Here is a 23,870-nt window from a genome sequence, read left to right on the forward strand (position 1 = left end):
TCGGATTGGACACCGTGTTCGACATCTTGTTCCATTTTCTTCACCGCAACCTCCATTGTCGAAGTGTTGCGACGACCGGTTGAATCCGCCCAATTCACCAGCATCGACTTCACAAAGGTCCTGCTGGCAAAGGACATCAAGATCAGCATGGACGGCAAGGGCGCCTGGCGCGACAATGTCTTCGTCGAGCGGCTCTGGAAATCGGTGAAATACGAGGAAGTCTATCTCCGGGCCTATGAGACCGTCAGCCATGCCCGGGCGTCGATCGGCCGATACCTCGATTTTTACAACCCTGTTTCATTGCGCCCATCTGTCTATATTATTGAAGAGAATAGGTTTTGCTGAACATTGACCGATCCCGCGGGGTATCTGGGGTTCTTGCGGGCGCGGGATAGGAGTTCTTGAGCGCCTGACTGGCCGAGCGCCGAGCGGTTGAAGATCCACGGTCCCTGCGGCAGGGGATGATCCCCTTCCACTTCGCCGGCCGCGGCAGCAAGCCGAAGCGTCTTCGTGGAAACGCCGAGGAGCGCCGCGGCCTTGTTCAGAGTGAGCCAGGGCTCGATCCCATCCTGGCTCGGCCGGAACACCGGGATCTTGTGATGAGAGCGCAAGGCCGTGACGCGCTCGCGCGTCCATCGATTGCCGTGGCCGGTGACGAGGCCATTCCGGTTCAGGATGCCGGCGATAAGGTCGTCGTTGGCGATCAGAACGAAGAGGCGGACGGCGGCGATGATGTCCGCCGAGGTGCTGTTGCGCTGACCTCGACGGCGCTTCGGCAGGCGAAGTTCGGTGTGAACGCCGCCGGACCAGTGAACCGTCAGGACGATCTCGGCCGGATCCTCGTCGATATCCGCGATCACCTCCTCGATGACGGTTCGCACGATACGCTTCTTGAGGCGGGCGTCCGTCGATGGCGCAGTCCAGACCGACTTCAGATCGGAGGCGAGCGTGGCGAGGTCCGTCGCAGTTCCAGGCGGCGCCACTGGGACCGACCGCTCGTGATCGGCAAGACGGCTTTCGACATCTACAACCCGGACAAGGGCCCGGTTCCATCGCAGCTCCAGTTCTCCCGCCACCAGCCGGTTCTCCGGGTCGGCAGTGTCATACTGGCGAAAGGCGCGATCGGCAGCGTAGCGAGCCGCCTCGAGCTCCCTCGTCAAGGCGTCACGCACCTGATCGCGGCGATGGGCGGCTTGCGCTTCGGCCTCTTTCGCCGCGGCGATCGCTCCAGGCTCGACCACCCGCAAGAGAGCGTCCTCGATGGCATCGTCAACGCGCAATCCGCCGAAGGCGATACAACGGGGCTCGCCGTTATCAAGCAGACCGCGCCAGCAGGAATAGCGTGGAATATCGTGCTTGACCCCAGTGTAGCGAAGCGTCAGCTTGCGGCCGCAACGTCGGCATCGAAGCAGACCGGCGAGCAAGGCGTCGCCATGCTTGGGTGCTCCATGATGCCGGCCTGCCGGCGCGTTGTCGCTCACCATCTTGCGGATCGCTTCGGCCCGTNGCATCGAAGCAGACCGGCGAGCAAGGCGTCGCCATGCTTGGGTGCTCCATGATGCCGGCCTGCCGGCGCGTTGTCGCTCACCATCTTGCGGATCGCTTCGGCCCGTTCCCAACTGACATAGCCCTCATGCACGCCCGGGATCAGCGCCAGCCACTCCGAGCGCGCCTTGCGGCGGATTGTGGACCGGATACCCCCTGCATCGTCGTATCCGGACGCGACCCTGCTCTTACCATAGGCGTAGGCCCCGCCGTAGGCCGGGTTCTCGATCATCCGGTGGATCGTCGCATAATTGGGGCGGCGCCAAACGATCTCGCCGTTGTCGCGCCTGGCCGGCAAATCGAGGCCATGCTCGAGGAACCACATCAGGGCTTGGCGGGCACTGCCGAGTTCGGCAACCTTGTCGAAGACGAGACAAATGGCCTCCTGAACGCGGCGATCGGGATCCTTCTCGAGCCGATCGCCGGCCTTCACATAGCCGACCGGAGCACTGACGACGAGTTCGCCACGCCCCGCCTTCTCGTATCTGGCAGAAAGGGAACGTTGGCGCAGAAGATCGAGCTCGTATTCGTTGAGGCTACCCTTCAGGCCGAGGAGCAGGCGATCGTTGCCCTGTCTCGGAGCGTAGACCGTCTCGCCGTCGATCAGGACGGTATCGACGACGCGGCACATCTCGATCAACTGCTGCCAGTCGCGGCTGTTGCGGGCAAACCGCGAGACTTCTCGCGCCGCTACCGCGCCGACCTTGCCCAGACAAACCTCGGCAACCATGCGCTCGAAGCCGGCGCGCGTTACGGAACCGGACGCCGAACGACCGAGATCGTCGTCGATCGTTTCGATGTCAGACCAGCCGAACGCCGCCAGACGATCGCGCATGGCATATTGAAGGATGCTGCTCTCGCGGTTGTGGAGGACCTGGTGGGCCGAGGATTGCCGCACATAGAGGATAGCCTTGCGGTCCAGATGGTGCGGACGGATCTTCTCACTGATCATGACGCTCGCCCTCCGGTTCGCCGGCGGGAGCGGCGCTTTGAAGGATCACACGGGCCATCAGCGCCGTCAGCCTCTGGCGGGTCTCGGCGGGAAGCGACTGCCAGAGCGGGATCTCCCCCGTCGTGGCCGTCACGGGACTGGAGAACAGATCGAACTGGTAATTGGTCTTGCGCTGGTACGGCATGGTCATCTCCCCGATTCGTGTCGTCGGGGTTCGATGCTGCGCTCGATCTTGGAATTTGCGATGGGATTCTGGCGGTCGGGGTCTGAAACCGCAACAGTTCCGCCAAGGCGCGAAGTGCGGCGATATCAACGCTGGGAGCCGAACCCGCCTGCCACGTCACCTTTGCTGCCGGCTCAAACATCCAGCCGGGAATTTGCTGCCACCGGTCGCTCGCCGATCCCGACAAACTGCATCGGCAAAACACCGTGCCGCCTCTCGCGACAGTCTCATGAACGACGACCAGGCGCCCCGCCCAGGGATGCCAGGGATAGAGAAGCTCGCGAACTTCCGTCCCGTGGGTGTTGCGACGTCGTGTTGTACAACGGACGACGCCCACATTCGAGCCTGGACCGGAAAACTCCGGACCACGCCTACTTCAACCGGCCGCTTCTCGCAGCGGCCTAAACCCGGCAGACCGTCCACTTATCAAGCCGACGAGCCTGTTCAGACAAACCGAGCCACCTCTATTCCATCGTCCACTGGAACGCTGTCTACATGCAGGAAACTGTGCGCCAACTCAGCGAGGCCGGGACGCCGCCGCTGCCCGCCGACATCGCTCGACTCTCCCCGATATCCTGGCGTCACATCAATTTCCTCGGGCGCTACGAGTTCTCCGTGCCCGACGCCGTCGCAAACGGAGGCCTCAGACCGCTACGCCAACCTAATTCCGAATGGGACTTTTGAAAAGAAATATTCCCCTTACGACACTTTCCTGTTCCGTTCAGCCGCACGACCCCTCTCACCGGCGATTATCTCTGGAACAACATCGACAAGCCCCGCGAGCGATTCCGGCCCCTCAGAACCCGGCGGTTCCGGCCTGACGACTTCAAAATCCCTTAGCGGGTGTCATTGTACAGAATCCAGCGGGACGCCGACAAGGCTGCCGAGGTCTTGGCCGGCGAATGAGAGCACCATGACACTATCGGCGCGATCGGCTTGATCACTCTGACCGGATCGTCGGCCATCACCGCCTCGGCTTCTGCAAGGTTCTCAACAAAGCGTCTGACACCTGGTGCGACAGGCCGTCATCGACGATGTCCCCGCGCTCACTGCCGCCGCTGCCGGAGGGCTTGCGCGCCTTGAGCCCGGCATTGAGCAGAGCCATGATCATCGGCAAGGTTGAGAATTTCCCCCCTCGTGCCCTCTCGGTCAGGCTGCGCAGATAGCCGCCGGCATTGTTGATCTGTTCGCTCCGCTGGTAGATAGCCGCCAAGGTGACCGCCGCGTGTTGCTCGCCCATGACGTCCCGGGCATCCTGCCAGGCGCTGGGGCTGACCCCCAGCATCGGCCGCGCCAGTTCCGCCGTGGCCAGAAAATCGCGCCAGTGGCGGATTTCGCCGCCCTGCGCCAGTTCCCTCAGGCTGGGGCAGCTCTCCAGCACGATACCCAATGGCAAATCACGTTTCGGCAATCTCCGAACGTTGTCGGGTTCCCCAGCGCTGCTGCCGGCTTCTTCTTTATCTCGAGAGCTATTTTCAGATTCAGATATTAATTCTGGGTTTGAATTCTGTATGTGGCGACCGGAATGGGAGTCATTGGCGTCCGAATTCTGTATTTTCGCGAATGATTCCAGGACCTCACGGACTTCGCTAAAGAGGCCGTGTAGACCCTCGCAGACGTCCTCTACGAGTTGCCGGGGGGCAGTGCGTGGAAGACGGCCCACAATGCACTGATAGGCCAGCTGAACTCGGCCCCAGTTGCCTGGAACCTTCTCTTCGATACCGACTTCGATCAGCTTGACAATGTCCCGCCGCAGCAGCGTGAGTCGCTCCTTGGCGACGCGGAAGGCCCTCTTCTCGTCCTTGATGGCTTCGGCCAGGTCCTGGAATTCAATGGCGCGGGCGACGATCGGCGAGAGATCGAAGCCATAGGCCTGTTCGATCTGCCCTCCCCTGCCCTTTCGGGCGAAGCGCTTTCCGTTCGGACTGTCGCGCCGGATGACCAGCCCGCAGTCGACGAGTACGGCGAGATGGCGGCGCAGCGTTGTCGCCGGCATGCCGTTGGAGCGGGCCATGAGCTGTTCGTTGGAGGGCCATACGATCAGATCGCCGCCGCCCGCGAGTTCGGCGTCGGGATGAAAGGAGAGGAGAGCGTTGAGTATAGCCAACGATCGGTCCGTAGCGCCAAGCAAGTCCTTGGCTTCCCGGATCGACTGGAACACTTTCCACTTCTGAACACTGGCACCTTCAGGCGTCGACTTTGCGGCACGCTGGCTTGCAATCATGCCAAGCGTCATCGGTCGCTGCCCGAAGGGCGTCGTTGATAAATGGGTCTGCATCTTTCTTCACCTATTGCTAGGCAATAGAAATCCGCTCGCCGAACCGACGCACACTGGCCGAGGGCCTTGACTGTGATTCCTGGAAGTGCGATTCTCTTGTTACCACACTTGAGAAGGGCTTCCGGAATGTCGTTTCGGGGGCCTTTTTCTTTTGCCCGGGTTCCTGTCCTTCGCTGCCAGACCAGAAATTGTCAGCTGACAATTTTCCCTGAAAGCGATTTCTTTTCAGTGCGTTGCTCCTTTCGACGACTTGTTTGTTTTGGCTTCAGGGCTGCTCCTGAACTCATCGAGGAGCGCAGGGAAGCGGCGCTGGAGAAAGCTTGCGAAGCTGACGTTGTCAGAGACCAAGCGGATGTTACCGCCCTTCTTCTCGACCCAAGCAACACGGTCGGAGGACACGGGCCGGCGCTTGGCCGTTCGCTTGCCCGGGCCAACGATCTGCAGAGCGAGCGTAAAGCGCCTATCGCTGTCCGCGCTCCGAAAATCCGAAGACGTCAGCAACTCGTTCAGCGCGTCGCGTGCTCCGGTCTGTTGTAGACCTTTGACGAGCTGGAGCCATCTGGGGCGGCCGACCTTCGGCGCTGGCCCGATCGCCACGATCAGGTCCTCACCCAGTGCCTGCGCAACCGTCAGCAGCCGCGAGACCTCGGGCTTGTCGATGCTGAGGGCGGCTGACAGGGTATCGCGGTCGAAGCCGTGATTTTCCATCTGTATGGCGAACCGCGCCCGCTCGACGAAGGTCAGATCCTCGCGCGGCCCATTCTCCTGACCCTGAAGGATGACCACTTCCTGGTCGGAGAGCTTGCGGATGATCGCCTTGACGTTAAGTCCCAGTTCCTGCGCCACACGCCAGCGGCGGTGACCTGCGGCTATTTGATAGCGACCATCTTCAACTGGGTGCTGGCGGGCGATGATCGGAATCTGCTGACCGTTCTCAGCGATCGCCGCCTTAAGCTCCTGGAAACGGCTGTCGCTGGTCGACGGAATCCGGTCCGAAACGATGGAGGGGCTGAACAGAGCCGGATCGAGTTCCTGGGTCGTCTCCCGGCTAGCAAGCTCCTCGCGCAAGGCTTTCGCCTGGGCTGCTTCGGCCGACAGGCGATCGAGGCCGAGGCTCATCGCCTTGACCGCGCCCGAGGGTCGCGCTTGCGGCAGCGACCCCTCGGTCGGAAGCCCTGGCTTGCCGGCGGCGACGAGGCCCTGAAGGATGTCCCTGCCCCTTCCATCCGGTTTCTTCATTTGGCCGCCCTTCCCCAAGCCTGCAGGATCAACTTCTCGATGTCTCCATTCACGGCGTCCATTGACTCGATGGCGCGATCGTAGGTCTGTCTGTGCATCGACTCGCGCGGGGCTTCATAGACGGTCTGTTTTGACAGACCGGCATCGGAGATAGCCGTCGATTTCACCATCATCGGTGTGAGCACGCGCTCGCCGAACAAATTACGCAGGAAGGCCGCGATCTGGTTCTGCGGACCGTCATTTGGCTCATACCGCGTCACCAGATAGCGCATCCAGTCATAGTCGAGGTTGCCGCCATTATCGCGCACCACCGTTAGCAATTGCGATGTCATGGCCAGGAACTGGTTCATCGAGGCTACATCGAGCATCTGGGGGTGCACGGTGATCAGCACGGCGCTCGCTGCGCACAACGCCGACATGGTCAGAAAGCCGAGTTGCGGCGGACAATCGATGACTACCACGTCGTAATCGTTCGCCACGCTGTGTAATGCGCTCGCGACCCGCATGAAGAAGAGACCGTCGTCGTCGTGCTCGCCACTCGCCAGGACGCGCGGCGTGTCATGCTCGAACTCGTGCAGTTCGAGATTGCCGGGCACGAGATCAAGGCCCGCGAAATAGGTCTTGCGCACGATTTCGGAGAGCGGCCGGCGCTCCTCATCGTAACGAATCGCGCCATAAAGCGTCTGATTGTCGGCGACGTCGAATTCCGGCTGATAGCCGAATAGGGCCGACATAGACGCCTGCGGGTCGAGGTCGACGGCCAGGACGCGATGGCCATGTAGGGCAAGATATTGCGCAAGATGTGTCGCGGTGGTGGTCTTGCCGGAGCCACCCTTGAAATTTGTGACCGCGATGACCTGAAGGTGTTCGCCGTCCTTGCGCCATGGCACATAGGACGTCTTGCCCTTCGTCAGGTGTTGCCGCAGTGCGTGGACCTGTTCGAGCGTGTAGCGGCGCCGTCCGGTATGCGCCTTCTCCGGGATCGGGCCCTCTTCGTCCGTTGCCAGATTCCTGATATAGCTTTCGGTGACGCCGATCAGTTTTGCAGTTTCAGCCGTCGAGAACGAACGCAGCTCTTTTTTGGCTTCCGGCGGAAATAGGCGCTCGCGCAGGACTTGGAGCTGAGAGCCCAAGGCCTGCGAATCTTCCCAGATCGTTTCGTCGAACGCCTGGGTTCCTTTTGGTCGCGAATTCGCGGCTGCGTTGGGGTTCATCGTGAAAGTCGCAAAACTGAGCCAATCGAGTGAATTTCCGCAAATTGATCTGACTTCTGTCTGTCGGTCAAGAAAAATTAGGTTAACGAATTCCTAACGACGCGTTGTTTCCCTATAGGCCTTTGTTTTGTTTTATATTTTTCCGCGAATTGTCAGCTGACAATCCGGACGCCCCCGCCCCTCGGTGAGCGGCGGGACACGATTGCCCACCGCGCCAGACCCGACTCACCGTGCGTAGTCACCCCGGCAGAAACGCCGGGGTGACCCGCCCGTGCCACTTCGATCTTATTCCGCGATGTCGACAAAGCGGGATGCAACTAACGTGAGACGGGCAATGTCGCGGCCGAGCCGCAGGCGGATCGAGAGCGACCAGGCAGGGCCGCAACGAGCGTCAGTGCGTCTTATGGCCGTCTGATCCGCAAGTTGTGGGACGCGCTGGGCGAGCCGATCTGCCCGGCCTTCGATGATGCTCCGTCGTCGAGATCATGCTCAATCCGGATTGTCGTCTGTTCGTCCAGCGGTTGGGGGGGGGAATGGAGGTGCTGGCAGATCTTGAAGCCGGCGCCGCCGAAATCATCATTGGCAGCGTCGCCCACGCCTTGCAGACGGAAGCGGACAGCGATCAGCCCATCATCTCGGGGGAGCTTCCGATTGGAGGGCACCGGTTCGAAGGCCCTGTTGACGCCGGTGGTCGCGGCGCCAAACTTCACGATCGCCAGCGGGCCTCTCGGCTCATCCCGCTCGAAGATTATGTACGCGACGGGATCATGACACTGGCGCAGGCCGCTACGATCCGCGAAGCGATCGCCGCCCGCTTGAACATCGTGATCTGCGGCGGCACGGGCTCCGGCAAAACGACGCTCGCCGATGCGGTGAGAGCCGAGATCGTCGCCGCTTTGCCCCAGGACCGGATCGTCATCCTTGAGGATGCCGCCGAAATCCAGTGCGCGGCAGAAAGCGCGGTGGTGCTTCATACGAGCGACGCCGTGGACATGGCGAGGCTGCGGCTGCGCCCCGACCGGATCATCGCCGGCGAGGTCCGCGATGGCGCTGCGCTGACGTTGCTCAAGGCCTGGAAACCTGCCCACCCGGGCGGGGTGACGACGACCATCCATTCCAGCAGCACGTTATCGGCGTTTCGGCGTCTCGGGCAGCTGACGGCGGAAGTCCGGCCAGCAATTGGTGCACGCCGTGATCGGAGAGGCGGTCGATCTCATCGTGTCAATCGAGCGGGCGGGCCGAGGACGGCGGGTCCGCGACGTGATGCACGTCAATGGCTTCAACGGCTCGCATTGCCAGACCCTTCATTGCAGGGGAGCAGAGCGATGGCTGAGCCCAGCGTCTCCCTTGCGAACTCGCGCACTCATCGGGCGCTGTCGCGCCCTAAGCAGAGTTGCGCTGATTTCCCAACGGACACTGTTCGTGATTCGATCGCGGTGGTGATTCTGGGAGGTTCAGCATGGCGGGCGAATCTTGTGTGACGGCGACGGACGAGCAGAAGTCGGGTCTGAAGGCGATGGCTGGCGGGGCTGATCGGGCCGAGGCGGATCGAGCGCGTGCGGTTCTGCTGACGCTTGATGGCTGGACCAGCCTGCGGATCGCGGAGGCGTACGGGGTGCGCGAGGATACGGTGCGGCTGTGGCGCAGCGACTTCTTGCATGGCGGGGTCGATGCGCTGAAGGCGAGTCCTGCGCCGGGGCCCGCGGCGCTCAAGGCGGAGGCGGCGCTGAGGGTCTCAGAACTGCTTCTGTGCGCGCCGGTCGCGGACAGGACCAACTGGACTTTGGCCCGCCTTGCGGCCGAGATCGCGCAACGCGAAGGCGTCACCATCTCCAGATCGCAGCTCTCCAAGGTGCTGCGCAAAAACGGGGATTCCGGTTCCGACGGCCGCGGCACACGCTGGAAGGCCGGCAGATCGCGGGCGAAATCGCGCGCGTCGGTCTGCGGCTCCAACTGCGCAAACAGCAGGCGACGGCGGGGGATATCGTGTTGCTCTACGCCGACAAGAGCGCGGCGCTGACGCATCCCTACCTCGCCCGAGCCTGGGCCAAACGCGGTGCCGATCTGCGCGTGCCGGCGTCCGGCCAAGCCAAGAAGGTCGCCGTGATGGGAGCCCTCGATTGGACGAGCCGCAAGTTGAGCGTCACCACGTCCCGCACCAAGAAGAGTGCCGATTCCATCGAGCTTCCACCGAGCCGACAACCGCCTGGACCGCATCGAGAACGAGTGTGTTGCGTTTTCCTTGAACGTAAGCGGACTGTGACCCCCGATCACGTTGCAGCGCCCCTGTGTCGGAGTTCATGTACTGCTTCCCTTGGCTCAAGCCCCGAACTACTGTTCATTAGAGCTGGATGTCTGTCTGGACCTTAGCCTATTCCAAGTCCACGCGGCATTCGTCTGCTCGCGAAGCAGTCCAGCATACGAAACGGGCGTTCACAGCCTGCCCGAGCGATCGTCACCCGGAGGGCCAAGCCCGACCTTGTCGGGCTTGGTGCGAAGCATAGAGCGCGGTCGCCTCGGCGACGGGCCGAAATCCTCAATCACGTTGAACAGAGTTGCGAACCTAACCCTTTGATATGACCGCCCGATTGCTCATCACTCTTGCTGTCGCAGCTTCGGCGGTGATCGCCCTCAATCAGGCGGCCCCGGCCCAGGATTTTCCCGACCAGGACCGAACGCGTGTCTCGGTCGAGACCTATGTTGTCGAGGGATCGACTTTGCCGGAGTTGACGGCCGCGGTCATTCGCCAGGCGGAGAGCGCTTCGACCCTGGACGATGGCGCGGCCTCCACGACGATCTCGTTCGAGCCGAACCTTACCTATGAGAAGGATGGGCTGGTCTGTCGGCTTGGTTCGGCGGCAGTCGATCTCGCCGCCATCATCCGTCTGCCGGAATGGACCACGCCTGAGCTGGGGGACGACGAGGCTAGACGCGCCTGGGCCTGGTTCTCGGCCTATCTGCGCTGGCACGAGGGACGCCACATCAGCATTGCCCAGGATTACCGGATGCGCATGGAGTTGCAGCTCGCGTCCCTCGATCCGGCATCGACGTGCCAGAGGCTGGGGCAGCGTGTCGTGGAGACGGTTGAGTCGGTCAAGCAGCGCCATCTGGAGGCGCAGACGGCCTTTGACGCCAGCGAGCGGCAACGCTCGCTGGCGCTGTCATTCGGCCGGTAAGGGGGCGGGAGCGATATTGGGTTTGCGGATGACGGCCTTGCGAGCGCGACGTTTCACTGTCCGGTCCTTGGGCTGTTTTTTCAAGCCCCGTTCAGCCGCGATCGCCTGAGCGGCAACCTTCGCCTGACGCGACGCGAAGCTGCGTTGCGCGGCGGAGGGCTTGATCAGCGGGTGGCCTTCGAATCCGAAGTCGATGGTGGAGCGATAAAGGTGCGCTGCGCGGGCCGGGCGCTGCCGCCCGGCGATCCTGGAGCGCAAGGCACGCAAGGCTGACGGAAACCGCAAGCCTGCGCGTTCGATCAGCCAGAACACCATGAGGCCCGCGACGAGGAGGAGGGCGGTCCAGACCCGCAGGTGGAAAACGAGGAGCGCGACGAAGACGATGACGCGCGCGTCGAAGATCAACAGGCGCGGGGTCTTCATCGTGTCGCGCCAGAGAATCGGCTCACCGAAGACGCTATTCCCGTTCCGCATGGTCTAGAGCCGAGAGACGTTTTCGGTGAAGAGAATGCCGACCAGGCTGCCAGCGTTCAGCCTGACGATCGGCCCAGCCGGGCCTATGTCCTCGATCTCGTCCGCGAGTTGGCCGCCGACTTCACCGAGGCCGGAGTAGATCGCCTCTTCGGTTGATGGTTCGTCCTGAACGATCCCGGCACCGAGGCCGAGTGGGACAAGGGTTTGGCCGGCGCGCCCGATCGCTTCGCCGAGGCCGTTGAGGAATGCGCCCGCGAGCTTCGGTCCATAGCGCTGGAGGAGGCGGGCGTCGTAATCGGAGCGCACCGCCAGCGTCGCGTCGCTGGCATCGATCGCGTAGGCCGAAGTTTCTAGATTGGTGCCGTCAGCGAGGATCACCCGGTCGAACTGCACGATCATCGCGGTGTTTTCGCTGTTGGGCGCGAACCCGCCGATGAGACGCGCGCCTTTGAGCGGCCCCTTGGCGATCTTGGCGACAACGGGGCCGGGGGTATCGGTGTCAGAGCCATTGATCAGGACGGCGAAGGTAACGTCACCGGCGGCGGCGTAGAAGTCGCCGGACTGGGGCTGGTGGCCGCTATTTAAGCGGCGGCCGACTGCCACAGGAAGCGACGGCTCGCTCTCTTGGCGACCGGTGAAGTAGGGCAGGGAGGTCGAGAGGTCGGCTTGATAGGTCTGGCCGACGGTCGGGTTTGGCCTGCCCGCTCCAACTTCCACCCCGACCGCTTGGCCGTCAGGCGCTGCGTAGAGTTCCTGGGTGACGACAACCTCCTTCCTCGTCTGGCCGGGGGCCCAAGACTGTTCAAGCTTTTCCTGTTGGTTGGCCATCGCCTGAGTCAGGCCCTCGAGGGCGGACCAGTCGGTGGGCGTCGCGGCGGTGGCCACCGGGCGGTCGACATAGACGGTCTTGGTCTCGGTGCGAACTTGGGCCTCGCGCTGCGGCCGCTCGTTGGCGGGAGGGAGCTTTGGCGCCGTCACCACGATGGGCTGACTGTCGTCGACCGGATCGCGCTGCTGGACGGGTTCGTCCGGCGTCGACATGAATGATTGGGTGTCGGTGGCCGCGGCAAGTTCTGCCCCGGCGTTGTTCGCGACGTTGAGCGTCTGCCGGTAAAAGTCCGAGGAAGCGAGCTGCTCGCCCGCGGGCGTACCGTCGATCGTGGTGGGACCGCGGGTCATGCGCGAGGCGAGGATCGGGTCCCCGCCGGACATGCTGTAGGCGACGCCGGCGACGGCGGAGATGACAAGCGCTCCGCCCAGGATCGCGGGCGCGCGGCTCTTGTGCCGGGTGCGCGTCACGCCGATCGGTGACGACCGGTGAGTGGACGCTGATGCGTCCGATGCGGGTTGCTCGCTCGGGCTCTCGATAATGACGGCATCGTCGGCCACGTTGTTGGCGTCGTTGGCGTCGTTGGCGTTGTGTTCGTTGGTCATTGGCTGATCCTAACTCGGGTCACGCGGCCATTTCGAGTGATCAGCGCGACGGGGGCGGGTCTGAGGCGGTAAGCTTTAATGCCGCCGGGGCCGGACAGGGACGCCGACCACGACGGCGAGATCAGCGTCTGATTGGTGCGGATGTAAAGGTTGTCCCCGTAGCTCCACGCGGCGACGTCGCCGTCGTCCGTCCCGAGGGGTATGGCGTTGTTGGGAATGCCGGCGCCCTGGACGAAAGCCATCATGATGTCGTCCGAGGCGGTGCTACGCGGCGCGCTTGCCTGGACAAGCGGCGCCTCGGCATTCGGGCCGAGGTCGTCGAGCGACATATCCAGCCGGTAGTGCGTCGCCTGCTCATTGGTTTCGAGGTCGATAACGAGCGGCTGATCCTCATCGACAAGTGTGATGGCAAGGTTGCTGTAGCCGTGCGTTACGAGAGGCGCGATAGCGAGCTGGTTCGAGCCTTCCTGCATGGCATAGACCTGAAACTCGTTCTCGCGGCCGATCACGAAGCTGGCCACCGGCCAGGGCGCGCCAGTCTCATCAAAGAAGGAGACGACGGAGACGGTGCCGGGCGAGGTATAGACCTGGGGCGTGGGGCCAGCCGCGCTCAACGACACGCGGATCGCCTTGCTCAAGGCCTGCGGCCGCTGGCCGGTGGGCGGGGCGGCCGCGGCGCGCTCGCTTTCATTGAGGCGGCGGCGATAGTCCCGGATCAACTCGGGCGAGAGCGGGATCTGCTGTTGCAGCGTCACGCCATAGGCGGTGATCTCTTCCGGTGAAAGCGGCCGGTCCAAATCGTCGAGCGAGTTCAGGAGACCGTTGACACCGGGGATCGGTCCGGGCTGAAGGTCAAGCTGACCGGCCCCGCCTGATTGTACGGCTGCGGGTTGGTTGGAGATCCCGTCTGCCGGTCCAGGCTGGCCGCCCCGCACGATCGCGCCGCTGTCGTCGACGGTGACGCCGGGTTCTTGCGCCTGAGCGGGTGTCGCCAGCGCAAAGAACGCCAGGCAAAGGGCGAGGATGCTGACTGTGGTGCGAGGGTGCATTGGTCAAGATCCCGGTGCGGCAACGTACTGGCTGATGGCCATCGCGTAGGGTGATTGGTAAGTCTGGAGACGCGACAAGCGGACGGTGACGAGGATGGTCTGGCCGCTGAGTTCGGAGGCCGACTGGTAGGTGATGCGCACCGGCATCTGCACGACCCACTCATAGATACCGCTGGCGTTGATGCCCTGTGTGGTGATGACGGCGTTTTGCGCCACCGCGCTGGAGTTGAAGCGTCGTTCGCGTACGAGATCGAGCATTCCAGACTCGTCGACCGCTCCGACGAAGCTGTTCCAGCCAGCGGGCTGGGTGAACCATTGCTGCGCGTCCTGGAACTGCGGGCGGTATTGATCGAACGAGTAGGTCAGCGACGCGGTGACGGCGTTGACGGCGAAGTTCGAGACGGCGGCCGCTGATAAATGTGGGCGATCGAGCGGGATCAGCGGCTGGATCTGGCCCTCGTTCGTGGTTGCGAAGTAGCGAGGTTCCGGGCGCTCCAGGGCGAGGTAGACAGCCGTCGCTGTGGCTCCGGTCGCGACGACGGTCATCAGTCCCGCAAAGAGCGTCATCGCCTTGAAGGCGGTCTTCCAGGTGCCGGCCCGAACCAGGATGCTCTCGGCATTGCCGTATCCGCTGGTGGTGCTCATTGGGCGGCCTGCATTTCCGGGATGGCGATGGCTTGTTCGAGCATCTCCGGTTTGACGGCGCCGAAGTCGACCTTGGCGCCCTCGGCCGTGTCGTAGATCCAGAACGGGACGCCCTGTACCCCGTTGGTCCTCGCCCATTCGACGTTCCGCTGGAGGCCGCGCACGACGTCGGGGTTGATCTCGGTCGGCTTGAGCACCTCTAACTGGCTCCCGGCCGAGCTGAAGCGCGCGAGAGCATGGGCGAGGAAGTCGCGGCCCGGATCGTCGCTCTGGATGAGCGTGGCGGCCTGATAGACAGCGTCGCGGCTGAGGATCGGCGACAGGATGATGCGGAGATCGATGTCTCCGGCGCGAACCTGGGGGGCGAGCTCTTCCGTGGCGCGCGCGCAATGGGCGCAGGTCGGGTCCGCGAGAAAATAGATCACCGGCGCGTTCGGCTTGGCCGGTGCGGCGGGAAACCAGACGGCAGTCGTTGCGGCCTGGACGAGAAGCTCGTCGACGGTTTCGGCCTTCAGCAGATTGTCGGCCTGTGTGACCGATCCGCTACTCGGACGCGAACCGGTTTCGGGCGCCGACAGCGTCGGGACGGGGCTGGCGCCAGTCAGGACGCTGATGCCCGCTTCGCTCTGCGTCGCGGTGGTGCTGGGCATTGTGCCAGTGGCGGTCGGGGCATCGTCGACCGCGCCGGCATCGCGAGCGGCCGCGCTTTGATTGTTATCGACGAAGGGTAGCGCATCCGGGGCTGAACCCGCTGGTGCGCTGGGGGCGGGTCGTGACGCGAGGGGTGTCTGATAGGCGGGTTGGCTCACACCTAGAAGGGCGTCCGAAAGGTTCTGGCCCTGCGGACCATAGACGTCTCCGACAATGGTCAGGCCGTCTGGCGTGGTGAGGGCAAGAGCTCGTTTGCCGGTCGCGTCGATGACGGTCCAAGCCCTCATCCCGGCGATGTCCATCAGGGGTGCGACAGATCGCGCGCCCGGATAAAACGGCAAGGGAGCAACACTTTCCGGTTGCGCCGACGTGGTTCTTGCTGCGAGGATTCCGTCCAACCCCCCGGCGATCTGCGCAGCGGCCGACGTTGCGCTGAGGGTTAGAAGCAACAGGGCTAGGGATTTTAGCATCGGCGGCACTCCAGGGCATTGCATGCTAATGATCTTAAATTCGAAAACGATTGTGGATTGTTCTATGTCGATTTGCATAGCACGAAAAGCGAGTGTTGCAAGAGGGGACAATAACTAGAATGGATCAGAGCGGTCGTTGGGCCGATACGCGGAGTGAACACTACAGCGGCGACGGTGTTACTAAGCAATTTCTGTTTATTTTCTGCGCCGTTACACTCGTAATAGGTAGCGCCGTTTCTGTGGGACTCTCGGCAGCCCTGCCATCTGGCTCAAGTGAGCCCCTTTGGCCCAGCGCGACTGCCAATGTGTCATCGGCGGTGCCGCAGACGCCGCGCCCGGCCAGCGTCACCGAGCTGAAACAGCGGGTGGCGTATCTCGAAGGCGAGAACGCCCGATTGTCCCGGGATATGGCGTCGCTGATGGGAAGTGACGGCGTTTTGCAGCGCGTGATCGACCGGCTACGCGTCCTGCAGGGTCGCGATGAGGTGTTGCGGCAGAACGTCGTCGACATCCTGACTGGCGAGATGGTGGAGCCGGCATCGATGTCCGGCGATCCCTCCTATGACAGTGAGATGCTCGATGCTCGGATGCAGCCCGAGGAATCGGAGCCCCTCATGACGCGGGCGCGGCATTCGCTGGTGACCAAGCCCACCACCGCACCGGGAGAAGCCGAAGAGGTGGCGGTCGAAGAGGTGGCGGCCGACGCAACCCAGGATGATCCGGACGCCGCGGAGCGGATGGTCGACTGATGCAGGGTTTCGCCGACTTCATTCAACGCGCCGTCGGCATTCTTCCCAGCTTCATCTCGCTGGTGGTCGCCTTCTGTCTGATCGCCGGCATCACCCTGATCGTCCGGGGTGTCATGATTGCCGGCAGCTACGGCGATGTGGAAACGCGTTATGCCGGCACCGGCGTCAAGACCAGCATCTACGTCCATTTGATCGTCGGCGCGCTCTTGATCTCGCTGCCGACCTCGATCTCCAGCTTTCTCCAGACCTTCTTCGCGCAGCCTACCGCGCCGGCGGCCTCCGAGATCTTCGCCTACGCACCCGACATGCTCGAACCCGTTTCGCACGACCAGGCGCGCGAGATCGTCATCGCGCTCCTGCGCTGCGTTCAATTCTTCGGCCTGCTCGGCTTCGTCCGCGGGCTGTTCCTGCTCAATCAGGCTCCCGTTCGTCCAGGCAACGGGCTGGTTGGAAAAGGCGCCACGCATCTCGTCGGCGGTGTCCTGGCCATGAACATCGTCATGTTCGTGGGGATGATCGAGGACCTGGTGGTTGGATAACTCAAGAGGACAAGGATACCGCATCATGATCAGGAAACTGAGCCTTTCCAGCGTCATTCTCGGCGCCGCAACATCATCGGCCTTTGCGCAGGACGGCGGTCTTGGCGGCGTTGCCGAGAACCTCAACGAGGGCCTTCTCGGCCCTGTCGGCGATCTGCTTCTCGCCGGCGCGTTCATCCTCGGCGTCGTCGCCGCGATCTTCACGGTGATGACGCTGGTGAAGAACAACAAGAACCCCCACGATCCCGCCTCGTCGCCGGCGGCTGCGGTTAAATGGGGCATCGTCGCTGCGGTGCTGATCGCGCTGCCGACGTTTCTCGGCCTCAATGTCGAGACGTTCTTCGGAACGGGCGGCGAGACGTCGGAAATCGGTGGCCAGCTCCGGAGCATCAACTAGTCGATGTCGGTCATCGACGGCGTTGCCGCCTTCCTCGGTCGTTCGGTCTTCCGCAAGTCCCTCGACGGCTACTGCCGTCTGGTGACGACGGAGGACCGCGACACGTTCGTGGCCGACGACGGAAGTCTTGTGACCGTCTTCGAACTCGACGGGTTCCGGTCGCTGCCAGGGCCGGTGGAGGTCAGCGAGGCCGTCGACCGGCTGCGCATCGCCCTGTCGGCGTATTTCGCCGTGCCGGGGCACTCGCTGCAGTTTTGGTTCTCGCACGCGCCGGGTCTCGGGGTTGCCGAGATCGATCAGGCGACCCTTGAAACCAGCCGCATCGCCAAGGACACCGACCTCGATCTGGAGGACCTCCTCGGAGAACGTCGCACGCTTTTGCCGAAGCGGCTGTCCGGCGAACGCTGCTATCTGGCGCTGTGGTCGCGCCCCTCGCTGCTGACCAAGGCGGAGTCGAAGGAAGCAGCCACAAGGATCTCCGCGGATCTGAAAGGCTCGCCGCCAATCGCCAGCGGCCAGTTCCCGGGGATCGCCCTCGATGCGCTGGTGACGCGCCATTCAAGCGTCTCGGAGGCGCTTGAGCGCGAGTTTTCGCTGGTCGGCATCATCCTGGAACGCCTCAACACCTATGAAGCCCTTTCGGTGATGAAGGGGGTGCAAAATCCCGGCTTCATGCCCGAAGGCAAGGCTTGGAAAGGAACACTTCCCGGCGACTACGTGCGCGCGCGTCTGCCGAGCGAGCATCGCGAGCTAACCAAGGGCGACGTCTCCAACCTCCTCTGGCCGCTGCTGTCGCGACAGATCATGTCCGAGCACGCGGAGGTCCTCGACCATTCGACGGTGCAGCTCGGCAACTACGTCTTCTCCGCCTTTGACATCGTCGTCGGTCCGGAGGTCGTCGTCGAGTTCAACCAGCTCATCCGGCGTGTCCTCGACGGCAATGAGCGCATCGCCTGGCGCTGTTCGATGATGATCGACGCCGGCGGCTTCCAGGGCCAGGTCTTCAAGGAGCAATACACCAACCTCTTCGCCTGGACCGCGCCGATCTCCAACCAGCGCATCCGCAACGCCTTTGCCCGTCTGCGCCAGGGCCACGGCGCAGGCGACAACGTCGTGCGTTGGCGCACCAGCTTTGCCGCTTGGTGCCCGAAGGGCGAAGAGGCGCTGCTGCGCCGGCATGTGTCGCTGCTGCGCCGCACCGTCGAGCGCTGGGGCAACTGTCAGACGGACGGTCTCATCGGCGATCCGCTCGAGGCGGTGATGTCGTCCTCGCTCGGGATCTCGGCGGGGTCGACGGCGCCGGCGGCCTCCGCCTCGATGATGGAGGTGCTGGCGATGGCGCCGCTGGCGCGGCCTGCCAGCCCCTGGAAGAAGGGCGCCGTCCTGATGCGCACCCGCGACGGCAAGCTGTGGCCGTATCAGCCCGGCTCGTCGCTGCAAATGTCCTGGGTCGACGTGATCGTCGGCACACCGGGCTCGGGAAAATCCGTGTTGATGAACACGATCAATCTTGGCGTGGCGCTGTCGCGGCAGTCCGGTCGGTCCGACAAGGACAGCGGGATCTTACCGCGCATTTCGATCATCGACATCGGCCCTTCCAGCGCCGGCCTCATCAGCCTCATCCGCGACGCCCTGCCGGTCGAGCGCCGTCACGAGGCGGTTTATCACCGGCTGCGCATGGAGGACCGCTTCGCGGTCAATCCTTTCGACACGCAGCTCGGGTTGCGGTTTCCGCTGTCCCACGAGCGGGCGTTCCTGATCAATCTGATCACGCTGATCTGCACGCCGGACGGCGAAGACAACGCTTATGACGGCGTCTCGCAGATCGCGGCCGCGACGATCGATGCGATCTACGACCATCTCTCTGATCAGCGTTTTCCCAAGAAGTACGGCGCGACCGAAAGCTTCGAGGTCGACGCAGCGCTGAAAAGCCTGGGCTTCGAGGCCGACGAGCAGGCGAGTTGGTGGGAAGTCACCGACTTCCTCGCCGAGAAGGGCCGGCTGCACGAAGCCGCGCTGGCGCAGCGCTTTGCCGTCCCGGTTCTCGGGGACCTGGTGATGATGGCGAACCAGACAACCGTCACGGAAGTATTCAACGAGATGCGCACGCCGCTCGGCGAGACCCTGCTGAAGGCGTTCCAGCGGATGATCACCAGCGCCACCCGCGGGTTTCCAATCTTAGCGAAGGTGACGCGCTTCGACTTGTCGAACGCCCGCGTCATCGCTTTCGATCTGGCGGATGTGACGGCTACCTCCGGGCCGCAGGCCAAGCGCCAGACGGCCATCATGTACATGATGGCGCGTCAGGCCGTGACGTCGGATTTCTGGCTTGATGCCGACGAGATCCGTGGCCTCGCCGTGTCGCAACTCTACCGCGATCTGCACATCAGCCGGGTCGAGAACAACAAGCAGATGCCCAAACGCCTCTGCTTTGACGAGTATCATCTCACCGGGGGTTTGGGCATTCGCGACCAGGTGGTCCAGGACGTGCGCGTCGGCCGCAAGGCGGGCGTGCAGATCACCCTGGCGAGCCAACTTCTGGAGGACTTTGATAACTCGATCCAGGAGCTCGCCTCGAATTTCTGGTTCTGCAACGTCCCAACCGAACGTTCCCGCGAGCAGACCTGCGCGATCTACAATCTCGGGCCGTCGGTGAAGGAGGTCATGCGCGGGCTGCGCGGGCCGATCGACGGGGAGGGGGCTCCGGTGCTGGCGATGATGACGCTGCGCTCTGGGACCTACGTCCAGGAGCTGATCAACACGCTCGGTCCGATCGAGCTGTGGGCGCTGTCGACCACGGCCGAGGACGCCGCCCTGCGCGGGATGCTCTACGACCGCCTCGGCTCCAAGGCCGCGCGGCGCCTGCTGGCGCGGCGGTTTCCCGAAGGCAGCGCCAAGGGGGCGATCGAGCGACGCCTGGCCGATCTGGAGGATCGCGGCACCGCGATCAGCGACGCCGAGCGCGGCAATGTCCTGAAGAACCTGGCGGACGAGCTTGTGAGGGAGGCCAGTTGATGTGTGCCAGACGCTGGTGGGTGACGGGGTTTCTGGCGGCCTGCATCGGGTCCGCAAGCGCCCAAGTCGGCGAAACCGAGACAATCACCTTCGACTCCCCTGATCGCGTCGCAACGAGCATCGTGCGCGAGATGTATGGGAAAGAGTTCGCCCATGTCGCCGCCAAACGCCTGTGGCTGCGCCCGCCCTCGAGCGAGGAGAACGACCAGATCGCCATCCAGCTCGGCGATTCCGAGGTGTGTGGCGAGTCCTGCCAGGTGGGGCTGTTATACTTCGTCGATGGCGCCTGGGCCGAAATCTGGCGCGAGCGAGGCCAGACCATCGGCCTCGGGCCGATCAATCCCGATACCGGCCTGAAGTCCGTCGTGCATGGGAACCGCGAATGGACCTGGGACGGCAGCGCCTACGTGCCCGGTCTCCTCGGCGAGGTTCCCGCCTATCGCGAGCCGAGCGAGGCCGAGCGCCAAATCGTCACCGACTGGATCAACGAGAACATGGTGCTGGCCGAGACGGCGCCGCCGCCCTCGATCGATGTCGCCGATCTCGATCTCAAGAGCGGCGATGAGGCCGTCGTCTTCATCCAGGGCACGCCCTATTGCGGCAATGGCCCATGCCCGGTGCTGTTACTCGACGGCGACGAGCTGATGCACTCGACGCTTTCGCTCGGGCCGGACGTTCGGGTCGGGATGGGGGAGCGCGACATAGACGGCTACAGGATGGTGGAGGTCTCCACGATGGAGACGATCGCCGTCATTAGCCCGAAGACCGGCGAAACCGCCTTCGAGTTTCAGCCTGAAGCCATCACCTATGCCGGAGACCCGCGATGAGGCGCCTGCTTGCCTTCACCCTGGCGCTCAGTCTGATCGTTCCCGCCAGCGCAGACTATCTCGATCACATCACCGGCGCGGAGAGCGGTGGCGACTATGCGGTGTTCAACCACGGCGGTCACACCAAGGCTTTGGGACGATATCAATTCATCCCGTCAACCTTCGCCGACCTCGGCTATTTGAACTACACCAGCGGCTCGAAGAAGGAATGGTCGAGCTATTCCTTCTCGGCCGAGTCGCGCTCGAAGGGCATCAGCTCGGTGAACGACCTTCGCCACTCGGACGCCGGCCATCGCCTGCAGGACGAAGGGTTCAACCGCTTCACCAATCGCAACTGGTCCTCGTTGACGAGCTCGACACGCGGCGCTGTCGGCAGCACCATCGAAGGCGCGCCGGTGACGCAAAACGGCCTCTTGTCGATGTCGCACTTTCTCGGTGCCGGGGGCACGAACAAATGGGTTCAGGCGGGGTTCGACGCCTCGGCGCTGCCGTGGAATTTCGTCACCGCCAATGGCTTCTCCTCCTACGCCGAGCTGAACAACTACCTGCTGGGCCGCATGGCCGACGCCGCTGGCTCGTCCTGGGATGGCGGCTCGGGCGGCTCGATGGTCGCCGGCGGCTACGGCCAGGACGGCATGTATAGCGGCACCGCAGGGTTTCCGGGCTTCGGCTCGAAGCGGCCGACGCTCATTGAAGAGATGCAGCCGTTCCAGGGCGAACGGCAGACGCTTGGAGGAGGGGATCTATGATGCGCATTGTCATGTCGATGCTGACGGTGGCGGTCGCGGCGACGCCGGTTCAGGCGCAAGGGATCGGCGATCAGATTTCGCAGATGTTCAAGGGCGCTGACGCCGGCTGCAATCCCGACGTTTCGTCCAGCCTGACCGAGGCCATTCGCGCCGGCATCGATGCCGAGGTCAAACGTGCCGAAGCGGCGCTGAAACTGCCGGAGTCGATCAGCCAACTCGGCTGCCTCGACGATCTCTTCTCGGTCAATCTCGACACCCTTATCACCCTGCCGAACATCAATCAGATCCTGGACAGTGCCGTCTCCGGCGCCGAGGACCAGCTCTGCGGCTTCGCCCAGGAGGCATGGGGCAAGGTCACGGAGCCACTGACGGCGGCGTTGCAACTGCCCACCTTCGACAATCTCGGCATACCCGGTTTCGACGGCGGCAGCAGCGAGGCCACCATCTCAATCGAGGCGCCGCAACCGGGCTTCGGCTCGCGCGGCCAGGTCTTCATGGAGCAGCCCTACGACATGAACGAGGGCTCGACGCTCCAGCGCACTTATCGCGAGCTTTACGGAGAAGGCCAATGAGCCGCCTTGCCAGTTTTGCTCGCCATGGGGTGTTCGCCGGTCTCCTCACCGGCGGCGCGCTGATGGCGACGAGCGTCCCCAGCCTTGCTCAGTGCGATAGTTGCGTCGTCGGGGCTGTTCGCAATCTCCAGCAGGATTTCGGGCGTCGCGTCGACCAGAACCGCAAGTCCGTGACGCAGGCCGTCGGCCAAGCGCAGAACGCCATCGTTCAAGCCCTGACGCAGGGCACGCAGCAGCTTTCCGGCTACCAGACTCGCACGGCGAAAAGCCAGCAGCGGGTGGAAGAAGCCGCGCAGCTCAACGAGACGATCCGCCAGCGCCAGTTGGCGCGCGCCGAGGCTGAAGGCGGCCGGTACGATCCCGCCGCCTCGGCCTGCGTCGACCTGTCCGGCATCATGCAGCTCGGCGGCGCTCAGGGCAGCGCGGTCGGGCTCAGCGGCAACGACGTCATCAACGCCGGGCGCAACCGCTCCGACGGTAACGCCCCCGCCGGCGACGAGGTCATCCTCGGAGGCATGGCGATCGCCTCGGGGATCGTGCGCGATCGCGACGAGTACAAGGGCGTTGCCGGCGTTCTCGATCCGACGACGGACCAGCGGCTCTACACCGACATGTTGACCCTCGATACGACCGACGAGGAAGTTCAGAAGGCTCTTCTTCGCCTCGAGGCGAACATCATCGATCCCACACCGGGCAAGCCGCTGACCGACAACGAGGGCACGACGCCGGCGGGTCGCGCACAGCTCGCCTCCCGTCAGATCGACAAGGCCCGCCGCTCGGCCGCGCGCAACATCTACGGCTATCTCGGCAATCTGGCGGCCCCCACCGGCGGCGACGGCCTCGTGGAGTGGGCGAGGAACGCCGCGCCCGACTCCTATCCGAGCGAGATCGGCGACGTCATCTCGACGCAGCAAGTCATGGACATCTTCGTCCACAGCCGCTTCCACAATCCGCAATGGCACCAGGAGCTGGCGAACATGTCGCCGGAGGCGGTCAATCGCGAGATCGCGCTGACCAACGCTCTCAATTTGCACATCAACTGGATGCGCTTCGATCTCGAAAAGAAGGTCGCGGCCGCGATCGCCACCGACCTCTCGATGCGGGTCGATGCCCAGGATTCCCGCTCGACGGCGATGCCGGTGACGACGGCGGCAGCGTCTGGACCGGGACCAGGTCCATGAGCGACAAAGACAAACGCAGCCGGTTCTCGGGCCTCAGGCGCATCGGCGGCTTCTCAACGATGGGTCATCTGCTGTCGGCCTTCTTGCCCGGACGGGCGACGGTCGACAAGGCGTTCCGGCCGAAGCGCTTTGATCGGCGTGGCTTTCACGGCCGCGATCCCGATGGCGGTATCAGCCGCTTTCGCGTCGAGGCAGACAAACTCTCTGCCCGCGAGGTTGAGGAATCGCTTTGGCGCTGGGAGCGCGAACGCGGGCTTTACTCGGTGTTCGCGTCGGCCGCCGGCGCCGCCTTCATCGGGTCGTGGGTCTTCGGCTTCATGTCCTGGCAGCTGATCGTCGGGCTGGCGTTCGCGGCGCTGATCTTCATCACCAAGAGTTTCGTCGCGGACTTCCGTGCATGGCAGATCATCCAGGGCCGCTTCGGCTCGCTCGCCGAATACGCCAACCATCGCCTGCCCCGGAACATGCAGATCATCGAGAAGGATTGAGCC

General features: G+C 63.6%; 22 protein-coding genes and 3 pseudogenes. 14 read left to right on the forward strand and 11 right to left on the reverse strand.

Features of this window, described 5'->3' with window-relative positions; all coding sequences use genetic code 11:
• Positions 1–81: 81 nt before the first annotated feature.
• Positions 82–291 (forward strand): annotated as a pseudogene (locus tag VQ044_RS14900) (integrase core domain-containing protein); the annotation flags it as partial.
• Positions 292–314: 23 nt separating this feature from the next.
• Here the strand turns inward: VQ044_RS14900 and VQ044_RS14905 are convergent.
• The 3 genes and pseudogenes from VQ044_RS14905 to VQ044_RS14915 form a co-directional block, all read right to left on the reverse strand.
• Positions 315–1,424 (reverse strand): annotated as a pseudogene (locus tag VQ044_RS14905) (zinc ribbon domain-containing protein); the annotation flags it as partial.
• Between the two features lie 53 nt (positions 1,425–1,477).
• Entirely contained in the window at positions 1,478–2,497 is a 1,020-nt protein-coding gene (locus VQ044_RS14910) for a recombinase family protein (RefSeq protein ID WP_331827701.1), read from the reverse strand.
• Complete coding sequence (locus VQ044_RS14915; protein WP_327649403.1) at positions 2,487–2,681, reverse strand: hypothetical protein; 195 nt, start codon at positions 2,679–2,681, stop codon at positions 2,487–2,489. The genes VQ044_RS14910 and VQ044_RS14915 overlap by 11 nt, the downstream gene beginning before the upstream one ends.
• A gap of 510 nt (positions 2,682–3,191) precedes the next feature.
• Here VQ044_RS14915 and VQ044_RS14920 point away from each other — a divergent pair.
• On the forward strand, positions 3,192–3,404 hold the full coding sequence (locus VQ044_RS14920; protein ID WP_327651368.1) for a Tn3 family transposase: 213 nt from the start codon (positions 3,192–3,194) through the stop codon (positions 3,402–3,404).
• Positions 3,405–3,684: 280 nt separating this feature from the next.
• Here VQ044_RS14920 and repC read toward each other — a convergent pair whose 3' ends face one another.
• The 3 genes from repC to repA all read right to left on the reverse strand — a co-directional run bounded on the left by repC (position 3,685) and on the right by repA (position 7,451).
• Positions 3,685–4,998, reverse strand: a complete 1,314-nt coding sequence (gene repC, locus VQ044_RS14925) for a plasmid replication protein RepC (protein ID WP_327649401.1) — start codon at positions 4,996–4,998, stop codon at positions 3,685–3,687.
• A 225-nt stretch (positions 4,999–5,223) separates the two neighbouring features.
• The gene (repB, locus tag VQ044_RS14930) at positions 5,224–6,237 is read right to left on the reverse strand and encodes a plasmid partitioning protein RepB (protein WP_327649399.1); all 1,014 of its coding nucleotides are present in this window, start codon (positions 6,235–6,237) and stop codon (positions 5,224–5,226) included.
• Positions 6,234–7,451, reverse strand: coding sequence for a plasmid partitioning protein RepA (repA, locus tag VQ044_RS14935; RefSeq protein ID WP_327649398.1), 1,218 nt, complete (start codon positions 7,449–7,451; stop codon positions 6,234–6,236). The genes repB and repA overlap by 4 nt, the downstream gene beginning before the upstream one ends.
• A gap of 411 nt (positions 7,452–7,862) precedes the next feature.
• Between repA and trbB the strand changes: the two are divergent.
• The 3 genes and pseudogenes from trbB to VQ044_RS14950 form a co-directional block, all read left to right on the forward strand.
• Positions 7,863–8,759: pseudogene (gene trbB, locus VQ044_RS14940) on the forward strand (P-type conjugative transfer ATPase TrbB); the annotation flags it as partial.
• A 151-nt stretch (positions 8,760–8,910) separates the two neighbouring features.
• The gene (locus VQ044_RS14945; protein ID WP_327649396.1) at positions 8,911–9,471 is read left to right on the forward strand and encodes a helix-turn-helix domain-containing protein; all 561 of its coding nucleotides are present in this window, start codon (positions 8,911–8,913) and stop codon (positions 9,469–9,471) included.
• 568 nt (positions 9,472–10,039) lie between these two features.
• Positions 10,040–10,627, forward strand: coding sequence for a DUF922 domain-containing protein (locus VQ044_RS14950; RefSeq protein WP_327649394.1), 588 nt, complete (start codon positions 10,040–10,042; stop codon positions 10,625–10,627).
• On the opposite strand, the gene icmT is transcribed toward VQ044_RS14950, so the two are convergent.
• Genes icmT through VQ044_RS14975 form a run of 5 tightly spaced genes read right to left on the reverse strand, consistent with a single transcriptional unit; the run spans position 10,613 to position 15,167 of the window.
• Positions 10,613–11,101: an IcmT/TraK family protein gene (icmT, locus tag VQ044_RS14955; RefSeq protein ID WP_331827702.1), complete on the reverse strand. Its 489-nt coding sequence runs from the start codon at positions 11,099–11,101 to the stop codon at positions 10,613–10,615. The genes VQ044_RS14950 and icmT overlap by 15 nt on opposite strands.
• 3 nt (positions 11,102–11,104) lie before the next feature.
• Positions 11,105–12,535, reverse strand: coding sequence for a DotG/IcmE/VirB10 family protein (locus VQ044_RS14960; protein ID WP_327649393.1), 1,431 nt, complete (start codon positions 12,533–12,535; stop codon positions 11,105–11,107).
• Positions 12,532–13,584: a DotH/IcmK family type IV secretion protein gene (locus VQ044_RS14965; protein ID WP_327651061.1), complete on the reverse strand. Its 1,053-nt coding sequence runs from the start codon at positions 13,582–13,584 to the stop codon at positions 12,532–12,534. The genes VQ044_RS14960 and VQ044_RS14965 overlap by 4 nt, the downstream gene beginning before the upstream one ends.
• 3 nt (positions 13,585–13,587) lie before the next feature.
• Positions 13,588–14,229 carry a type IVB secretion system apparatus protein IcmL/DotI gene (locus VQ044_RS14970; RefSeq protein ID WP_327648763.1) on the reverse strand — a complete coding sequence of 214 codons (642 nt, stop codon included), beginning with the start codon at positions 14,227–14,229 and terminating at the stop codon, positions 13,588–13,590.
• Positions 14,226–15,167, reverse strand: coding sequence for a DsbA family protein (locus tag VQ044_RS14975; protein ID WP_327648761.1), 942 nt, complete (start codon positions 15,165–15,167; stop codon positions 14,226–14,228). Before VQ044_RS14975 ends, VQ044_RS14970 begins: the two co-directional genes overlap by 4 nt.
• A 302-nt stretch (positions 15,168–15,469) precedes the next feature.
• Between VQ044_RS14975 and VQ044_RS14980 the strand changes: the two genes are divergently transcribed.
• The 9 genes from VQ044_RS14980 to VQ044_RS15020 are packed head-to-tail and all read left to right on the forward strand — an operon-like array spanning position 15,470 to position 23,867.
• Positions 15,470–16,099 carry a hypothetical protein gene (locus VQ044_RS14980; RefSeq protein ID WP_327648759.1) on the forward strand — a complete coding sequence of 210 codons (630 nt, stop codon included), beginning with the start codon at positions 15,470–15,472 and terminating at the stop codon, positions 16,097–16,099.
• Positions 16,099–16,638, forward strand: a complete 540-nt coding sequence (locus VQ044_RS14985; RefSeq protein ID WP_327648757.1) for a hypothetical protein — start codon at positions 16,099–16,101, stop codon at positions 16,636–16,638. Before VQ044_RS14980 ends, VQ044_RS14985 begins: the two co-directional genes overlap by 1 nt.
• Positions 16,639–16,663: 25 nt before the next feature.
• The gene (locus VQ044_RS14990) at positions 16,664–17,035 is read left to right on the forward strand and encodes a hypothetical protein (RefSeq protein WP_327648756.1); all 372 of its coding nucleotides are present in this window, start codon (positions 16,664–16,666) and stop codon (positions 17,033–17,035) included.
• Between the two features lie 3 nt (positions 17,036–17,038).
• A complete protein-coding gene (locus VQ044_RS14995; protein ID WP_327648754.1) occupies positions 17,039–20,050 on the forward strand; it encodes a hypothetical protein in 3,012 nt (1,003 codons plus the stop codon).
• Positions 20,050–20,877 carry a hypothetical protein gene (locus VQ044_RS15000; RefSeq protein ID WP_327648752.1) on the forward strand — a complete coding sequence of 276 codons (828 nt, stop codon included), beginning with the start codon at positions 20,050–20,052 and terminating at the stop codon, positions 20,875–20,877. Before VQ044_RS14995 ends, VQ044_RS15000 begins: the two co-directional genes overlap by 1 nt.
• Positions 20,874–21,626: a hypothetical protein gene (locus VQ044_RS15005; RefSeq protein WP_327648750.1), complete on the forward strand. Its 753-nt coding sequence runs from the start codon at positions 20,874–20,876 to the stop codon at positions 21,624–21,626. The genes VQ044_RS15000 and VQ044_RS15005 overlap by 4 nt, the downstream gene beginning before the upstream one ends.
• On the forward strand, positions 21,623–22,198 hold the full coding sequence (locus VQ044_RS15010) for a hypothetical protein (RefSeq protein ID WP_327648749.1): 576 nt from the start codon (positions 21,623–21,625) through the stop codon (positions 22,196–22,198). Before VQ044_RS15005 ends, VQ044_RS15010 begins: the two co-directional genes overlap by 4 nt.
• Complete coding sequence (locus tag VQ044_RS15015) at positions 22,195–23,379, forward strand: hypothetical protein (RefSeq protein WP_327648748.1); 1,185 nt, start codon at positions 22,195–22,197, stop codon at positions 23,377–23,379. Before VQ044_RS15010 ends, VQ044_RS15015 begins: the two co-directional genes overlap by 4 nt.
• On the forward strand, positions 23,376–23,867 hold the full coding sequence (locus VQ044_RS15020) for a hypothetical protein (RefSeq protein WP_327648747.1): 492 nt from the start codon (positions 23,376–23,378) through the stop codon (positions 23,865–23,867). Before VQ044_RS15015 ends, VQ044_RS15020 begins: the two co-directional genes overlap by 4 nt.
• Positions 23,868–23,870 lie beyond the last annotated feature (3 nt).

The sequence above is a fragment of the Aurantimonas sp. C2-5-R2 genome (assembly GCF_036549495.1).
GTDB lineage: Bacteria > Pseudomonadota > Alphaproteobacteria > Rhizobiales > Rhizobiaceae > Aurantimonas > Aurantimonas coralicida_A.

Excerpts from the sequence above, each read along its gene's own strand:
- VQ044_RS14915 (WP_327649403.1), bottom strand. The coding sequence starts at position 2,681 with ATGCCGTACCAGCGCAAGACCAATTACCAGTTCGATCTGTTCTCCAGT.
- repC (WP_327649401.1), bottom strand. The coding sequence starts at position 4,998 with ATGCAGACCCATTTATCAACGACGCCCTTCGGGCAGCGACCGATGACG.
- repB (WP_327649399.1), bottom strand. The coding sequence starts at position 6,237 with ATGAAGAAACCGGATGGAAGGGGCAGGGACATCCTTCAGGGCCTCGTC.
- repA (WP_327649398.1), bottom strand. The coding sequence starts at position 7,451 with ATGAACCCCAACGCAGCCGCGAATTCGCGACCAAAAGGAACCCAGGCG.
- VQ044_RS14945 (WP_327649396.1), top strand. The coding sequence starts at position 8,911 with ATGGCGGGCGAATCTTGTGTGACGGCGACGGACGAGCAGAAGTCGGGT.
- icmT (WP_331827702.1), bottom strand. The coding sequence starts at position 11,101 with ATGCGGAACGGGAATAGCGTCTTCGGTGAGCCGATTCTCTGGCGCGAC.
- VQ044_RS14960 (WP_327649393.1), bottom strand. The coding sequence starts at position 12,535 with ATGACCAACGAACACAACGCCAACGACGCCAACGACGCCAACAACGTG.
- VQ044_RS14965 (WP_327651061.1), bottom strand. The coding sequence starts at position 13,584 with ATGCACCCTCGCACCACAGTCAGCATCCTCGCCCTTTGCCTGGCGTTC.
- VQ044_RS14970 (WP_327648763.1), bottom strand. The coding sequence starts at position 14,229 with ATGAGCACCACCAGCGGATACGGCAATGCCGAGAGCATCCTGGTTCGG.
- VQ044_RS14975 (WP_327648761.1), bottom strand. The coding sequence starts at position 15,167 with ATGAGGGCTTGGACCGTCATCGACGCGACCGGCAAACGAGCTCTTGCC.
- VQ044_RS14980 (WP_327648759.1), top strand. The coding sequence starts at position 15,470 with ATGGATCAGAGCGGTCGTTGGGCCGATACGCGGAGTGAACACTACAGC.
- VQ044_RS14985 (WP_327648757.1), top strand. The coding sequence starts at position 16,099 with ATGCAGGGTTTCGCCGACTTCATTCAACGCGCCGTCGGCATTCTTCCC.
- VQ044_RS14990 (WP_327648756.1), top strand. The coding sequence starts at position 16,664 with ATGATCAGGAAACTGAGCCTTTCCAGCGTCATTCTCGGCGCCGCAACA.
- VQ044_RS14995 (WP_327648754.1), top strand. The coding sequence starts at position 17,039 with ATGTCGGTCATCGACGGCGTTGCCGCCTTCCTCGGTCGTTCGGTCTTC.
- VQ044_RS15000 (WP_327648752.1), top strand. The coding sequence starts at position 20,050 with ATGTGTGCCAGACGCTGGTGGGTGACGGGGTTTCTGGCGGCCTGCATC.
- VQ044_RS15005 (WP_327648750.1), top strand. The coding sequence starts at position 20,874 with ATGAGGCGCCTGCTTGCCTTCACCCTGGCGCTCAGTCTGATCGTTCCC.
- VQ044_RS15010 (WP_327648749.1), top strand. The coding sequence starts at position 21,623 with ATGATGCGCATTGTCATGTCGATGCTGACGGTGGCGGTCGCGGCGACG.
- VQ044_RS15015 (WP_327648748.1), top strand. The coding sequence starts at position 22,195 with ATGAGCCGCCTTGCCAGTTTTGCTCGCCATGGGGTGTTCGCCGGTCTC.
- VQ044_RS15020 (WP_327648747.1), top strand. The coding sequence starts at position 23,376 with ATGAGCGACAAAGACAAACGCAGCCGGTTCTCGGGCCTCAGGCGCATC.